Here is a 14,978-nt window from a genome sequence, read left to right on the forward strand (position 1 = left end):
CATGCACGATCCTCTTACGATAAAGGGCGCCACGGTTCAGTCTGCACTGCGCTTCGGCACGGCGCGGCTTGAGATGAGCGACGATCTGCGTGAGAACGCGGCACGCGACGCACAGCAGATCCTGGAGATTGCAACGGGCCTGACGCGCGTGCAGATGATGGCACAGCCGGATCGTCCCCTGCGTGAAGAAGAGGCCGGCGCATTTCAGGGCATGATTGCGCAACGCCGTGGCGCGGTGCCAATTCAGCACCTGCGCGGATCGCAGGAGTTCTTCGGGCGCGACTTCTTCGTCTCGCCCGATGTGCTGATTCCGCGGCCCGAGACCGAGCACATCATTGAAGAGGTGCTGAGGCTCTACCCCGATCGCAACGCTCCGCTGAAGATTGTGGATGTCGGCACGGGCAGCGGCATCCTGGCGATCACGCTGGCGCTGGAGTATCCGCAGAGCACCGTCACTGCGCTCGACATCTCTCCGGTCGCACTCCGCGAGGCGCGTGCCAATGCCGCACGTCTGGGCGCGGATCGCGTCGTCTTCCTCGAGTCCGATCTGATGGCTGCGGTTGCCGAAGAGACCTTCGACCTGATCGTCTCAAACCCGCCCTACATTCCTCAGCACGAAGCTTCGACGCTGCATCGGCAGGTATTGAACCACGAGCCTCACCTTGCACTCTTCGGCGGCGCGGATGGTCTCGATGTTCTGCGGCGACTGATCCCTCAAGCATCGCAGCGCCTCGTTCCCGGTGGGTGGCTGCTGCTGGAAACCGCCGGCCGCAGCGCCGGTCTTGACGACCTTCTGAAAGGCTGGAAGGATCAGCACTACGTTCGCGATCTACAGGATATTGAGCGCATCGCTTGTCTACGGGCGCCGATCTCGCAGTAGAATCCCACCACGGAGACTGCTCATGACAATCGAACTCGAGCCGGCGTTGGAAGAAGCACTCGAACGCTACGTGACTGCCAGCGGCGTCACTCGCGAACGCGCAGTTGCCAACGCTTTGCATGAGTTTCTGGACGACCGCGAAGATTACGAACGCGCAGCGGCTGCCGTCGCCAAGGGTGGCCAAACCTTCACACTCGTTCAGGTCAGGGAACAACTTGGCTTGGACGATTGAGTTTCAGGCGGACGCTGTACGACAGTTAAGTAAACTGGATCGCCAGTGGCAACGCCGGATCACAGCATACCTTCAGGATGAGATTGCTCCTCTTGATGACCCGAAGCTTCACGGCCATGCGCTGGTTGGTCCCTTGCAAGGTCTGTGGCGCTATCGAGTCGCAGACTATCGCATCCTGTGCCAATTGCAGCAGGAAAGCCTGGTGGTTCTTGTCGTCGAAGTCGTGCATCGCGCCAAAGCTTATCGGTAAGTGACTTACCGTGCAGGCTGTGAGTAACGTTTAGCCAATTGACGGAGTCTTCCTTGTTCTTACGCCCCTGTTTTCTTGTCGTCGACCGCGAATTTGCCGGCAGCATCTCAAGCCGCAAGCTGGTCATTGAAACCGCGAAGTTCAACGTCATCACGGCATACTCATTCCCGGAAGCCTTCGCTACGCTGGAGCGCTTTCCGCGCGTGCATGGCTGTGTTGTCAGCTCGGGCAGCGATGATCAGGTCTCCCAATTCATGCGTGCGGTGCGCGACAAGCATCCGGAGATCAAGCTGATTCTCACGGGTCACAGCACCGACGATGACGCTCCGTGCGACGTGCATGTTGAAGGTTATGCGCCGGACAAGTTACTGGCCGCGCTCCGCGAACTTTTCCCAGCCGATTCCGATACAGTCGACAGGACCGAGGAACGGCTTGAAGAAGAGGCCGGCGAAGCTTAACCGACGGCAATGGGACAATAGAGAGCGATGGCTCATTATCTTGTCACCGGCGCTTCGGGTTTCTTTGGCAGCATTCTGAAGCGGCGACTGCTGCGCGAAGGCCATACCGTGGTCAACATCGACCTTGAGGTCGACGAGGACGCCGGCCTGCCCGGGCTGACCAGCATTCGCGGTGATCTCCGGAACCGCGTGCGCATGGAGCAGGTCTTTGCGGAACATCGCTTTGACGCCATCTTCCACGCTGCGGCCCAGCTTGCACATGGCATGCACCTGGATGAAGAGCTGCTGTGGACGAGCAACGTGGATGCTACGGTGCTCTTAGCCGAACTGGCAAAGCAGCATGGTGTGAAGCCGTTTGTCTTCGTCTCGACGAACTGTCTGTGGGCTTCGAATCTGGGCCATCCAGTGCATGAGGAGCGCGATCTACCCGCGCCGATTGAGATCTATGGCCGCAGCAAGCTGGAGGCAGAGGTGCGCCTGCGGGGCTTCTTCGACGACTTGAACGTCGTCATGCTGCGCTGTCCCACCATCATGGACGAGGGCCGGCTGGGTCTGCTCGCCATCCTCTACGAGTTCATGGATGACAACAAGACGGTCTGGGTCGTGGGCGATGGCGGCAACCAGTACCAGTTCATCTATGCGGACGACCTCGCGACCGCCTGCATCCTGGGCGCACAGTATGGCCGCAGCGGCCTCTTTCACGTGGGCAGCGACGATGTGAAGAGCATGCGCGCCGTGTACGAAAGCGTGATTGCCGCAGGCGGCAGCAAGAGCAAAGTCCGGTCGCTCCCTAAAGGGCCGACGATCGCCGCGATGATGGCCGCGCACAAGCTAAGGATCTCTCCCCTGGGTCCATACCACTACAAGATGATTGCGGAGAGCTTCGTCTTCGACACCACCTCGATCAAGCGCGAACTGGGCTGGCAGCCGACCCTGACGAATGAACAGATGCTGCTGCGGGCGTACGCACACTATCGCGACCACCGCGCGGAGATCCACGGCCGCACAGAGGTCAGCGCACACAGGAAGCCGGCCGGGATGGGTGTGATTCGGCTGCTGAAGTGGCTTAGTTAGCCCTTACAGGTGTCATACGCGGCCGGGCCAGTCCTGAGCACCATGCATGACGCGCAGGATCAAAACGCAGTCGGGAAGCACCTCGTAAATCAGAACGTATTGCGTTCCAGTAGCCGCAAACTGGCGCGCTTCTTCGAGACCCGCGGGCTTGCCAAGCCGCGGATGAATCGCGAGCCTGTAAATCGCAGCAAAGATTCGATCTTCTACGCTGTCCGCAGACCGTTCGCTGGACTGTGCGATGGAGTGCCAAATTCGATCGAGATCACGTTCCGCTGCGATCGAAAGGCGTACGTTCAACTAGCCTTCTCCAATCGAGCCCGTTCACGCCGCTGTTGGAGGCGTAGGCGTACTTCTTCGGGCGTTGACCAAACAGCGCCTGGCACGTGCGCTTCCTTCAAGCCTGCTTCTACCTCGCGACGAAACCACTCGTCATAGGCATCCGATGCCGTTGAAGCAGTCGCACCACCGTCGATGATTTCGTCGTCGCTCATGGAAAAAGCATACCCTCGGCGTCCGAAGCGCGCCAAGCGCGAAATCCGCGCCCCTGTCGTGACGCATCCGACCCGCACGCGATACCCTATAAAGTGCAGCGCCGCGGCAGCCGCGGCCCCAGAAGGAAGCCCCTACATTGGCGATCTCCACCACTACTTCCACTACGTCTTTATACGGCCGCAAGAGCACTGACTACCGTGCCATGAGCATTGCCACCACCTTGTTCTTCATGTGGGGCTTTCTCACGTGCATGAACGACATCCTGATCCCGCACCTGAAGAGCATCTTTGAGCTCAGCATTGCGGAAGCTGCCCTGATCCAGACGGCCTTCTTCGGTTCGTACTTTCTGTTCGCCATTCCCGCCGGCAAGCTGGTCGAATACCGCGGTTATAAGCAGACGATGGTGATCGGCCTGATCGTTGCCGCTGCCGGCGCCGTGCTCTTCATTCCGGCTGCGCACCTGGCCTCGTACCCGCTCTTCCTCGCAGCGCAGGTTGTTCTCGCTGCCGGCATCACTGGCCTCCAGGTCTCCGCGAACCCGTTCGTTGCCAGCGTAGGACCGACGGCGACTGCATCCAGCCGCCTGAACCTGTCGCAGGCATTCAACTCGCTCGGCACAACCATCGCACCGTGGATCGGCCGCGTCACCATCCTGGCCGGCGTCACGGCCATGAGTACGCTCGAGGTCAGCCGTCTCTCCGACGTGCAGCGCGTCGCATACCGCGCGCAGGAAGCCTCCACCGTGACGATGCCGTACCTCGTCATCACCGGCATCCTGCTGGTGCTGGCTGCGTTGCTGGCCTCCGTTCGGCTCGATAATAAAGAGCACATGACCGTTGACTACCGGCCCATCGCCGGCTTCGGCGCAAGTGTCTGGAACCAGCCGTGGCTGCTCGCCGGCGCGGTCGGCATCTTTGTCTACGTGGGCGCCGAGGTCTCCATCGGCAGCTTCCTCATCGGCTACTTCGGTCAGCCCGGCACGGGCAGCATGACCGCCGTTCAGGCCGCCGGCCTGGTGCCCTACTACTGGGGCGGAGCGATGATCGGCCGCTTCATCGGCTCGGCTGTGCTGCAACGCGTCCGCACCGGCACACTGCTGGGCCTTGCCGGAGCAGTCGCCTGCGCTCTGGTTTTGACCAGCGTCTTCACGCACGGCAACGTGGCCGTTTACACCATCCTCGGTGTCGGCTTCTTCAACTCCATCATGTTCCCCTGCATCTTCGCGCTGGGCCTCACGGACCTGGGCGAACTCACCAGCAAGGGATCGAGCCTCCTGGTGCAGGCCATCGTCGGCGGCGCCCTCATCCCGTACCTGTACGGCAAGGTCGCCGATCACGTCGGCTACCAGCAAGCCTTCATCATCCCCGCCGTCTGCTACGTCTACATCGCCATCTATGGCTTTGCGGCCAACAATCGCAAACCGATGTACCCGTCACTGCCCAAAGAGATGATCTAACCGCCCAACGCAACACAATTCTGAACCCCACGTCTCGCTCCGGGACGTGGGGCTTGTCTTTGCGCACGACACGCGGCAGCAACACATCCGCCACGCAACTGTGATTGAATGACCCGCATGAACAAGATCGCAACCGCCGTGGCCGCACTTTGTCTGGCAGCCACCACACTCGCCGCGCAGACATCCCAGCGCAAGCCCATGGTCGTCGTCATCAGCCTGGATGCCTTTGGCGCATCGCTGCTGCAGGACCCGCTGCTGCCCGTGCCCGCGCTCCACGCCCTCATGCAATCCGGCGCCTACGCCAAATCGATGCAGCCCGTGAATCCGACGGTCACCTGGCCCAACCACACCGCCATGGTCACAGGCGTTACGCCCGCAAAGCACGGCCTCATCGCGAACGGCCAGATCACCGGCCAGCGCACCGGCGGCCCCATCTCGGTCGAATTCCACGCGCCCAAGTCCCAACTCGTCCGCGTTCCCACCGTCTACGAGGCCGCACACGCCGCCGGCCTCACCACCGCCGAAATGGACTGGGTAGCAATCGAGCACGCCGGTATCGACTACAGCTTCTTCGAACAGCCAGAACCGGACAGCAAACTCATCAAGGAGATGCTCGCCGACGGCAGCCTCTCCCAGGCCGAGCTCGACAACTTCCGCAAAGCTTCGCAGCCCTCGCGCGACCGCCTCTACACGCGCGGTGCGACGTATGCCATCAAGCACCATCACCCCAACCTGACGCTGCTGCACCTGCTCGCGCTCGACTCTGCCGAGCACACCTACGGCTACGGCACCAACGCCGGCGTCGTCACCGCAGCCTTCCTCGACGACCGCGTCGCAGAAGTCGTGCAGGCCGTGAAGGACGCGGGCGATCTCGACCGCACCACCTTCCTCATCGTCAGCGACCACGGCCAGAGCAGCGTGCACCACACCGCCGATCCCAACGCGATTCTGCGCGACGCCGGCATCACGCCCGCCGAAGCCACCGCCCTGCCCGAAGGCGGCGCAGCCTACATCTACGAGACGCACGCAACACCGGCGCTCACCGCAAAGATCCGCGCAGCCTTCGCCGCATCCCCTGCAACCGACAGCCTCCCCACCGACGCCGAGATCCGCGCCCAGGGCTGGCCGACACCCCACGACGCAGGCAAGCCCAACCCCACCGCCTTCGACGTACTGGTCTATGCCAAGGAAGACTGGAAGTTCGGCGGAATCAAGCCGGGCGCACCCACGGTCGAGAGCCAGACCGGCGCCCACGGCTACCCCAACACCCGCCCGCTGATGCAGGAGATCTTCATCGCAGAAGGCGCTGCCATAAAGCCGCACGCAGGCGAGCAGCCCGCCTTCCCAAACCTGGACGTGGCCGCCACCATCGCAAAGATCCTCGGCCTGCCGCAGACCGGCATGGACGGCAAGCCGCTCACCGCCATCCTGAAATAGGCGCTACTGCCTGGCAAGCGTGCCGGACCAACGTGGTGGTTGCCCCGCCCCAGGGGCAGGCGCAATCACCGCCGTTGGCTTGCAGTCGGACCCCTCATACCAGATGTTCAGCATGACTTGTCCGGGCTGGAGAGCGAACACCGCGACCAGAGGAGGGGAAGGTGTCGGATAGAGCAGCACCGCCGTATTTTGAGCGCCGACACGCGTTCTCGCAATTGGCACTACGACCGAACAGGTTGGGAACGTGAGCTTGGCTGAGCCGGCGATGGAGGACTCGCCTGTCAGCGGGTCCGGATCGCTCTCGCTCAGAGCCATGGAGACACTGGGGATCGCGGTATCAACCGGCCCCGCCGAGACCACCTGTTGCAGAGATCCCACGTAGGTACCGGTGAGAGAGCTCGAGTAGTACGCAAAGGCGGGCGAAGTAGCTACCGCGCATGTGCCGGTAGACCCCACAGCCGTAGTGATTCCCCCCGCAGGTGAATCCACCGCCGGATATGTCGTAGGAATATCCGCGTCGATTGTAAAAACGGTGCCATTCACGGTCGAAGAGCTTAGCGATAAATGCCTCGCGCTGTTCAATGTACCCTGCACCGTCACCGTTGTAGGCTGCACGCAGGCGGAAGCGTTAGACCCCGTCATCAGGAAAAACTGCACCTGACCGACTCCCGTAACCGCAGTCCCGTTGGTGGACAGCACCCCGCTAAACACCACAGATGCAAACGGTACTGTCTGGCTGGTGGTTGAGAAAGACCACCGGCCATCAATCGGCGCAGCCGAGGGTGTGACCGGCGGCGCGGCCACAGGAAGGCTGCCGCCGCCGCATGCCGATAGCAGCACGAGCACCACAGAGCCTAAGCAGCTAGTTAGAATCTTCCGAAGTCTGTACTTGGGCGAGAGGGTGTTGCAGCGTCCGACTGGACGGCCCCGAAAGATTCTTTTGCCAGCCATGGACCACGTTCTACCAGCGCCCCCGGGCTATGCCAACGAAAAAGGCCCGCCACAATTGCTGGTGGCGGGCTTTTGGTTCACTTTAGGAACCTCAGACTTCCACAGGCTCCGGCACAGCCTCATGCACGGTGACGTTGAAGGTCAGGTGTTCGCCCTTCGCATCCACCACCACATGGTCCCCATGCCGCACCTCGCCGCTCAGGATCTTGATCGCCAGCGGATCCTGCACCATCCGCTGGATCGCCCGCTTCAGCGGCCGCGCACCGTACGCACGGTCGTAACCCGCCTCAAAGATCAGGTGCCGAGCCTTCGGTGTCAGCTCCAGCTTGATCTTGCGATCCGTCAGCAACGCCTGCAGTTCGCCCAGGCGCAGGTCGACGATGTGCGTCAACTGCTCCTCGCCCAGCGAATGGAAGACCACCAGGTCATCCACGCGATTCAGGAACTCCGGCCGGAAGTGCTTCTTCAGCTCCTCGAGCACGCGCGTCTTCGCATCCTCGAAGCCATCCGGCCCCTCCGCCCACGCCGTCGTCAACGCGCTCGCACCGATGTTCGACGTAAGGATCAGCACCGTGTTCTTGAAATCCACCGTGCGTCCCTTGGCATCCGTCAGACGGCCATCGTCCAGCACCTGCAGCAGCACGTTGAAGACATCTGGATGCGCCTTCTCAATCTCGTCGAAGAGAATGACGGCATACGGCCGGCGACGCACCGCCTCGGTCAACTGTCCGCCCTCATCGAAACCCACGTACCCCGGAGGCGCGCCGATCAGCCGCGCCACCGCGTGCTTCTCCATGTACTCCGACATGTCGATGCGGACCATCGCCTGCTCATCGTCGAACATAAAGTCCGCAAGCGCGCGCGCCGTCTCCGTCTTACCCACACCCGTCGGGCCCAGGAAGATGAACGAGCCGATCGGCCGCTTCGGATCGCTGAGACCCGCACGACTGCGACGGATCGCATTCGCTACCGCGACCAGCGCCTCATCCTGCCCGATGACCCGCTCGCGCAGACGCGTCTCCATCTGCACCAGCTTCTGCACCTCGCCCTCCAGCATCTTGCTGACCGGGATACCCGTCCAGCGCGAGACGATGTCGGCGATGTCCTCCTCGTCCACCTCTTCCTTCAGCATGCGGCTCGCCGTGCCATCGTTCACCGCGTCCTGCTCGGCCTCCAGCTTCTGCAGCTCGGCCTCCGCCTTGGGCAAATCGCCATAACGAATCGCTGCCGCGCGCTCCAGGTTGCCGCGACGCGTCTGGTCCTCGGCCTCGAAGCGCAGGCTCTCCACCTGCTTCTTCAGCTCCGTAATGTTGCCGATGGCGTCGCGCTCATGCTGCCACTTCGCACGCAGGCCGCTCGCCTTCTCCTGCAGCTCCGCGAGCTCACGCTCCACGGTCTCCAAACGGTCGACAGAATTCGCATCCGTCTCACGCGTCAACGCGGTCTTCTCAATCTGCAACGAGATGACTCGCCGGTCGATCGCATCGATCTCCTCGGGCACCGAACCGATCTGGATGGCAAGCGACGCCGCGGCTTCATCGACCAGGTCGATCGCCTTGTCCGGCAGGAAGCGGTCGCTGATGTACCGGTGCGAAAGCTCCGCCGCCGCGATGATCGCCGCGTCCTTAATCCGCACGTTGTGGTGCGCCTCGTACTTCTCCTTCAGGCCGCGAAGGATGGCGATGGTGTCCTCCACATTCGGCTCACCGACGTACACCTGCTGGAAGCGCCGCTCCAGCGCCGCATCCTTCTCGATGTACTTGCGGAACTCGTTCAGCGTGGTCGCGCCAATCGCACGCAGCTCGCCGCGCGCCAGCGCGGGCTTCAGCATGTTGCTGGCATCGACCGCACCTTCCGAAGCACCCGCACCGACGAGCGTATGCAGCTCGTCGATGAACAGGATGATCTGGCCGTGCGAATCCTCAATATCCTTCAGCATCGCCTTCAGGCGCTCTTCAAACTCGCCGCGGAACTTCGCACCCGCCAGCATGCTCGCAAGATCCAGCGAGACGACACGCTTGTCCTTCAACGACTCCGGTACATCGCCGCGGACGATCCGGTTGGCAAGGCCTTCGACGATAGCCGTCTTGCCCACGCCGGGTTCGCCAATGAGAACGGGATTGTTCTTGGTACGGCGGCTAAGCACCTGGATGACGCGGCGAATCTCTTCATCGCGACCGATCACGGGATCCAGGCGGCCCTCACGCGCCTGCTTCGTCACGTCCTTGCCGTACTTCTCCAGCGCCTGGAACTTGCCCTCAGGGTTCTGGTCGGTCACCCGCTGCGACCCGCGAACCTGCGTCAGCGCACGCAGGATGGCATCATGCGTAGCGCCCAACGCCGCCAGGGCTGTCTGGGTAGGATCGTTCTTGGTCTGCGCAAGCGCCAGCAACAGGTGCTCGGTCGAAACGTACTCGTCCTTGAAGTTGCCGGCCTCTTTGAATGCCTGCTCCAGCACACGATTGAGCGCACCGCCGCCATTAGGCTGCTGCTGCTGACCCTGGATGCGTGGCAGCTTGCCGACGGCGGCATTCACGCTGGCCAGCAGTTGCTGCGCGGGAACGTCCATCTTCTCCAGCACAGGCAGGACGATGCCCTCGCGGTCCTCCAGCAGCGCCGCCAGCAGGTGCAACGGCATCACCTCCGGATTGCCGAACTCCGCGGCCATACTCCCGGCGGCGCTCAGCGCCTCCTGCGACTTCACTGTCAGCTTGTCCCACTTGATCGCCATCGTCAGCCTGTCCTCGTGTTCCGAAAGTGTTCGTGCATCCCGCCGGAAGCAAGGGGGTTGCCGTTATCCTTCGGCAACCCCGGTCATCGCTCAACCCTGCGGGGGTAGGTATTCCAACCGCCGCTGTTATGCGGCTTTCTTCTCGTCAGCAGCAGCCGCGGCCTGTGGCACCTGGGCCTCCACCTGCTTCGGCTGCGTTGCTGCGCCCACGGCCACCTTGATCTGCTTTGGCTGTGCGGCAGCCTTCTTGGGCAGCTCGATCACCAGTACACCGTGCTCGGCACGGGCATTCACCTGCTCGGTGTCCACCGACTGCGGCAGTGTGAAGCTGCGCACAAACGACCCGAAGCGACGCTCGATGCGGCGGAAGTTCTCTTCCTTCGCGTCGGTTGCGAAGCTGCGCTCGCCCTTCACGGTCAGCACATTGTTTTCCACGCGAACATCCACATCCTCCGGACGGATGCCCGGAACTTCGAAGGTCAGCGCCAGTTTCTGCGCGTCCTCATAGATGTCCACAGCCGGCACGAACGATCCGGCGCTCAGGCTCTCGCCGCCCTCCGTTGTGCCCTGCGGACGGTTGAAGTCGTGAAAGATGGAGTTCAGACGGTTCTGCAAAACGGCAACATCAGAAAACGGGGTGAATCGGGTAATGGTCATGACTCGGGTCTCCTGTGACATAAGTGTCGAGCCGGATCGCGAAGTCCGCGGTGACACGGCTCACTACATCTGACGCAGAGCATAGCACAACCGATGCATATTATGTGAGTGTCTTTCACTCACTTTCGAACGTGAAGAGACGCGAAGAAAGGCCCACCAATCGATGGGCCTTCCTGGGAAATGAAATGAGCCTCACTTCTTGTCGGCGACGGCCTCACCCTTCATGTGCTTTGCAATGGCTTCCGCTGTACTTTGCTCGCCATTATAAGCGCTGGTTTTATCCACGGAGTAGGCCCAGACCAATGTCCCATCGGTCGTCTTCAGCTGCACCGCAGCATGCGCAGCCGCCTTCGGAGAAACGAAAATCGTCTTCGCCCAACCGGCCTTCTCAGTGGACGACGTTCCGCTAAGGACGTAGGTGGCCTTCTCTTTCGCGTCGACAATCTGGACGGGGACATCCTTTTTCATGATGGCGGCCGCGATCGAAGTGTCAAATCCGTCCATCGGTTCGATATAAATCTTCGATCCGACCGGGATTTTCTCGGCAGCAAACAGGGGCAAGGTAAACACAAGGAGTGCTACCGCAAAGAACTTACGCATCGTTAACTCTCCGGAAAGGGAATGGGCAATACTATCGCCAACTTCGTTAGAGCGCTTATCGATTGCACTGCGGGACACCCGACCCCGTGCCCACGTGTCGACTTTCAGACCGGGGTGGAGCGAGGCCCCTGGCTCTTAATCCAAGAGCGATGCAGCGACGGCTCGACCGCACCGTGAACGGAAACCTGTCAAGAGGTAAATCGCATAAGTGCTGTCATCAGAACAACTTGCAGTGACCGGATTTCGACGCGAAATTGGTAGAATAGAAGCAGAGATCAGAAAGGCCTCACCGAATCGGTGAGGCCTTCGTCGTTCCCGTAAGTCCTTTGTTTACTAATTTTTGCCCGTAACCCCTTTGGAATCTAATTTTTGCCAAATCGGGAAACGTCAAGCCCTTTGTTTTCTGATATTTACGAAATTACCCCCGGGGGGGTAGGTCAGGGTCGTAGGCCGGCCGCGAGCGTCGCAGGCATCGCCATGGGAGCAAGGAACTGCCGGAGCGAGTCGCGCGCCGTTACACTCTTGCGCATAAGCAGCGCGACCAGGCGGGTGTCGGAATCGATCGCCGGCTGGTGCAGCTGAACCGAGTTCAACTGGTGGCAGGTATCGCAGGTGGTTGGAGCAGCCTTCTGGGCATGGCAGGAGATGCAGCCACCCATGGAAAGATCCTTCTCCTTGGCGATGACCTCGCGCTCGGCAACAGGGCCATGACAGTCCTGGCACTGGGAGCCGGCCGTCGTGTGGGTCTTGTGGCTGAAACTCACGAACGAGGGGACGCGGTAGACGCGGACCCACTGAACGTTCTCTTCATTCTTCGCCATGGCGGCCAGCCGCTGGATGTCCGGCTTGTCGGTGGCGATGGCGGCGTGGCACAGCATGCACTTGGTAGGCTGCGGCATGGCCAGCGTGCTGCCGTTGCGCGACGGCTCGTGGCAGTCGTTGCAACCCATCTTTGCCTCGCCGATGTGCTTCTTGTGGCTGAAGGCGATCGGCTGGGTCGGACCTGCACCCGGGCTGGCAATGGTCGGCGCGCCCGACGACGCGACCGTCCCCGGAGCGGGAGCGGTCGACGGCGGCGGGCCAACCGGAGCATCCTGTGCACGTGCAGTAACGCCACAGAAGAGCACGAACAGCAGTAGGATCAGACGGCGCAAGCTATACATTCCCCTTGCGCATCTCTTCCGCCAAGTGCTCTGACGCACGCATCGCCAGAGCGCACATGGTGATGGTCGGGTTCTGCCAGCCGGCACTCACGAAGACACTGGCGTCCGTGATGAAGACGTTCTTCATGTCGTGCGTCTGGTTCCACTGGTTGACGACACCCTTCTTGGGGTCGGCGCTCATGCGGGCAGTGCCCTGCTCGTGGATGGAGAAGCCCGGCGGGTTGAACTCGTAGTTCTTTACCAGGATTTCGAAGCCTGCATCGGTCGCCATGGCAGCCATGGTGTCGATGTAGTCCTTCGTCATGTTGGTCTCGTTGCTGGTGTACCGGGTCGCGATGTTCAGGGTCGGCATGCCCCAGGCGTCCAACACCTGCTTGTTGAGCGTCACGTGGTTGTCGTAGTGCCCCAGCGTCTCGCCCATGATGTTGGTGGAGAAGCTGCTGCCGTTGTAGCTGGCCAGCTTGCTGTCCAGCTCTGCACCGTAATACGGCAGCGCGCGCGGATCGAACGGACCGTTGCTACAGGAGACATTGACCGCGTAGCGACGCAGGAAGCCGTCTGTCTTGGTGTCGAGGTTGCGGAAGCCTGGGATGAGCGCGCCGCCACCGGTGATGCCGCGGCTCTTGCCGTCGCGAGCTTCGGGAACGCTGCAGATGATGCCTGCGCCATAGATCTGGTCGGTCAGGTAGTGGCCGAGCGCACCGCTGGAATTGCAGATCTCAGACGCCATCAGGAGCTTGGTGGTCTCAAGCGTGCCTGCGGCAACGATGATGACGCGCGCCTTCAGCGTCATCTCGCGGTGCGAGTGACGATCGACGAAGGTGACACCGTCGGCGAGGCCCGTGTTCTTGTCCACGGTGATCTGGCGCACGATCGCGTTGGGAATCATCGTGAGCTTGCCGGTCTGGACGGCGTCCGGCAGCAGCAGGTTCAGCGATGCCGCGAGGCCGTCACGCCCCTGCGAGGAGCGCGGCTTGGTGACGGGAACGCCATGCTTCTTGCCCGCATCGACAAAGCGCTGCATCGCACCCGACCAGGGAGCCTTGTCCTCGATGAACTTGCCGTCCGGGTACTGCGGCAGGTGCTCGGTCGATCCGGTCACGCGGAAGATCTCTTCCACGCGGTCGTAGTAAGGAATCAGGTCGGAGTACTGGATCGGCCAGTTCTCGCCGAAGCCGTCATGATCTTTGCTCTTGAACTCGTAGTCACTGTGGCGGAAGGACTGGCGGCCCCAGAAGGGCGACCGGCCGCCAACGCTGCGCACGCGGACCCAGTTGTAGATCTGATCCGACGGGTGAGAGTACGGAATGACCTTCTCGTCGACCCACTGGTTCTCGTTGAACTCGCTCGACTGGTAGATGTGCGGGTTGCGGCCCGGCGTGCCGAGACCGCGGTACGGAAGCTGCGAAGCAGGCTTCAGTTCGCGATACTTCTCAAAGTTCAGCATCGGACCGGCGTCGAGCATGGTGCATGCGATGCCTTTTTCCGTGAGGATCTTTGCAGCCATACCGCCGGTGTGGCCGGAGCCGATGATGAGGACGTCAACCTTCTTCTGTGCCATGCGCTTCTCTTGCTCTCTCTTGTCGCGAACCCGCGGAACTGTTAGCTGCTGCTGCCTGGCCTGTGTGCGCGCCTAGCTGTGAGCGTGCTTGGTGGTCGGCGTGGCCTGTGCGACGCCATGCTTGACCCACGTCTCAATGCCGGGATCGATCGGGCTCCAGTAGAGACCAACACCCGGTGTACGTTCGCCCGCAGCGTCAGCCGCCATCGCCCATGCGGTGGAGTTCAGCGTGACGGTACGGATGTCGCGATGCGCCAGGTTGACGAAGCGCACATGCGTCTCCCGGGGCGGGTGGTCGTTCATCCAGCCCTTCAAATGAGGACGGATCACGGCGTCGGCCTGCTTCATGTCGGCCTTCGCGAAGGGCGTCTTGAACTGCTTCATGCAATCGGCGTTCAGACGATCGAGGCCGTCGTTGTACAGCTTCTGCTCTTCAGCCGGCGACGCGCCGAGGTAGAAATCCAGGAATTCCGGTGCGCCGGCCTTTACGGCACTGGGATAGTCATTGCTGGCAGGCATCAGGACTTCGCACAGGTGCACAAGCGTGGCGTAGCGAACGGGCGTGAAGTACCGCGTGTCCGTCGTGGCAACAACATCCGGCTGCGAGACCGGGATGTTCGGCGTCTTGAACTGCGCCTGCTGTCTTACCCGGTCCTGCGCTGCAGGTGCCGATGCCGCAGCGGGGTTGACCGCCATGGTTCCCTGGTCCGCTGCGTTCGCGGCAGGTGCCGGATTCTGCGCCTGCGGTGCCGGTTTCTGCTGGCCAATCGCGGTGCCGGCTGTCGCCGTGGCAACGGCCAGCCCCTTTACAAAGTCACGCCTCTTCATGGAGGGAATGCTAGCGATGCGGATAGTGATTGGTCAAACCCGAAGTTGAACCGGTGGGCGGACATCGACACGATCTGTTGTGGGACAACAATCTACGGTGAATTAAGTGACCTAATTGATGACAGGTAACAGAAGCAGCGTTGGATCCGGCCCATGGAAGACTTCTGCGGTTGAAGAGTACAAGACGCCGTGAATGCATGGATTCACG

At 61.6% G+C, this 14,978-nt stretch carries 16 protein-coding genes; 7 read left to right on the forward strand and 9 right to left on the reverse strand.

Going from position 1 to position 14,978, the window contains the following annotated elements; translation table 11 throughout:
* Nucleotide 1 precedes the first annotated feature (1 nt).
* From prmC to TERRO_RS20320, 5 genes are read left to right on the forward strand one after another with little or no spacing between them, the layout of a single operon-like run.
* A complete protein-coding gene (gene prmC / locus TERRO_RS20300; RefSeq protein WP_014787593.1) occupies nucleotides 2-880 on the forward strand; it encodes a peptide chain release factor N(5)-glutamine methyltransferase in 879 nt (292 codons plus the stop codon).
* Nucleotides 881-902: 22 nt separating this feature from the next.
* Entirely contained in the window at nucleotides 903-1,112 is a 210-nt protein-coding gene (locus TERRO_RS20305) for a hypothetical protein (RefSeq protein WP_014787594.1), read from the forward strand.
* Nucleotides 1,096-1,362: a type II toxin-antitoxin system RelE family toxin gene (locus TERRO_RS22885; protein WP_014787595.1), complete on the forward strand. Its 267-nt coding sequence runs from the start codon at nucleotides 1,096-1,098 to the stop codon at nucleotides 1,360-1,362. Before TERRO_RS20305 ends, TERRO_RS22885 begins: the two co-directional genes overlap by 17 nt.
* A gap of 53 nt (nucleotides 1,363-1,415) precedes the next feature.
* Nucleotides 1,416-1,820, forward strand: a complete 405-nt coding sequence (locus tag TERRO_RS20315) for a response regulator (protein ID WP_014787596.1) — start codon at nucleotides 1,416-1,418, stop codon at nucleotides 1,818-1,820.
* Between the two features lie 27 nt (nucleotides 1,821-1,847).
* Nucleotides 1,848-2,894, forward strand: coding sequence for an NAD-dependent epimerase/dehydratase family protein (locus TERRO_RS20320; RefSeq protein WP_014787597.1), 1,047 nt, complete (start codon nucleotides 1,848-1,850; stop codon nucleotides 2,892-2,894).
* Between the two features lie 12 nt (nucleotides 2,895-2,906).
* Here TERRO_RS20320 and TERRO_RS20325 read toward each other — a convergent pair whose 3' ends face one another.
* Nucleotides 2,907-3,191, reverse strand: coding sequence for a type II toxin-antitoxin system RelE/ParE family toxin (locus TERRO_RS20325; protein WP_014787598.1), 285 nt, complete (start codon nucleotides 3,189-3,191; stop codon nucleotides 2,907-2,909).
* A complete protein-coding gene (locus TERRO_RS23345) occupies nucleotides 3,188-3,385 on the reverse strand; it encodes a hypothetical protein (RefSeq protein WP_157178468.1) in 198 nt (65 codons plus the stop codon). Before TERRO_RS23345 ends, TERRO_RS20325 begins: the two co-directional genes overlap by 4 nt.
* A 203-nt stretch (nucleotides 3,386-3,588) precedes the next feature.
* Here TERRO_RS23345 and TERRO_RS20330 point away from each other — a divergent pair, with 203 nt between their 5' ends.
* Together TERRO_RS20330 and TERRO_RS20335 are read left to right on the forward strand one after the other, a co-directional pair.
* Complete coding sequence (locus tag TERRO_RS20330) at nucleotides 3,589-4,842, forward strand: sugar MFS transporter (RefSeq protein ID WP_157178469.1); 1,254 nt, start codon at nucleotides 3,589-3,591, stop codon at nucleotides 4,840-4,842.
* Nucleotides 4,843-4,959: 117 nt separating this feature from the next.
* Complete coding sequence (locus tag TERRO_RS20335) at nucleotides 4,960-6,279, forward strand: alkaline phosphatase family protein (RefSeq protein WP_157178470.1); 1,320 nt, start codon at nucleotides 4,960-4,962, stop codon at nucleotides 6,277-6,279.
* A gap of 3 nt (nucleotides 6,280-6,282) precedes the next feature.
* Here TERRO_RS20335 and TERRO_RS20340 read toward each other — a convergent pair whose 3' ends face one another.
* The 7 genes from TERRO_RS20340 to TERRO_RS20370 all read right to left on the reverse strand — a co-directional run bounded on the left by TERRO_RS20340 (nucleotide 6,283) and on the right by TERRO_RS20370 (nucleotide 14,770).
* Nucleotides 6,283-7,119: a hypothetical protein gene (locus TERRO_RS20340; RefSeq protein WP_157178471.1), complete on the reverse strand. Its 837-nt coding sequence runs from the start codon at nucleotides 7,117-7,119 to the stop codon at nucleotides 6,283-6,285.
* Nucleotides 7,120-7,321: 202 nt separating this feature from the next.
* A complete protein-coding gene (clpB, locus tag TERRO_RS20345) occupies nucleotides 7,322-9,961 on the reverse strand; it encodes an ATP-dependent chaperone ClpB (RefSeq protein ID WP_014787602.1) in 2,640 nt (879 codons plus the stop codon).
* Between the two features lie 126 nt (nucleotides 9,962-10,087).
* Nucleotides 10,088-10,618, reverse strand: a complete 531-nt coding sequence (locus TERRO_RS20350) for an Hsp20/alpha crystallin family protein (RefSeq protein ID WP_014787603.1) — start codon at nucleotides 10,616-10,618, stop codon at nucleotides 10,088-10,090.
* Nucleotides 10,619-10,810: 192 nt separating this feature from the next.
* Complete coding sequence (locus TERRO_RS20355; RefSeq protein ID WP_014787604.1) at nucleotides 10,811-11,218, reverse strand: hypothetical protein; 408 nt, start codon at nucleotides 11,216-11,218, stop codon at nucleotides 10,811-10,813.
* A gap of 437 nt (nucleotides 11,219-11,655) precedes the next feature.
* A complete protein-coding gene (locus tag TERRO_RS22485) occupies nucleotides 11,656-12,372 on the reverse strand; it encodes a cytochrome c3 family protein (RefSeq protein ID WP_052313417.1) in 717 nt (238 codons plus the stop codon).
* 1 nt (nucleotide 12,373) lies between these two features.
* On the reverse strand, nucleotides 12,374-13,942 hold the full coding sequence (locus TERRO_RS20365) for a GMC oxidoreductase (RefSeq protein WP_014787606.1): 1,569 nt from the start codon (nucleotides 13,940-13,942) through the stop codon (nucleotides 12,374-12,376).
* 72 nt (nucleotides 13,943-14,014) lie between these two features.
* Entirely contained in the window at nucleotides 14,015-14,770 is a 756-nt protein-coding gene (locus tag TERRO_RS20370) for a gluconate 2-dehydrogenase subunit 3 family protein (RefSeq protein ID WP_014787607.1), read from the reverse strand.
* Nucleotides 14,771-14,978: the final 208 nt, after the last annotated feature.

Origin of the sequence: Terriglobus roseus DSM 18391 (assembly GCF_000265425.1) — a bacterium.
In the GTDB taxonomy this organism is placed as follows: Bacteria; Acidobacteriota; Terriglobia; order Terriglobales; family Acidobacteriaceae; genus Terriglobus; species Terriglobus roseus.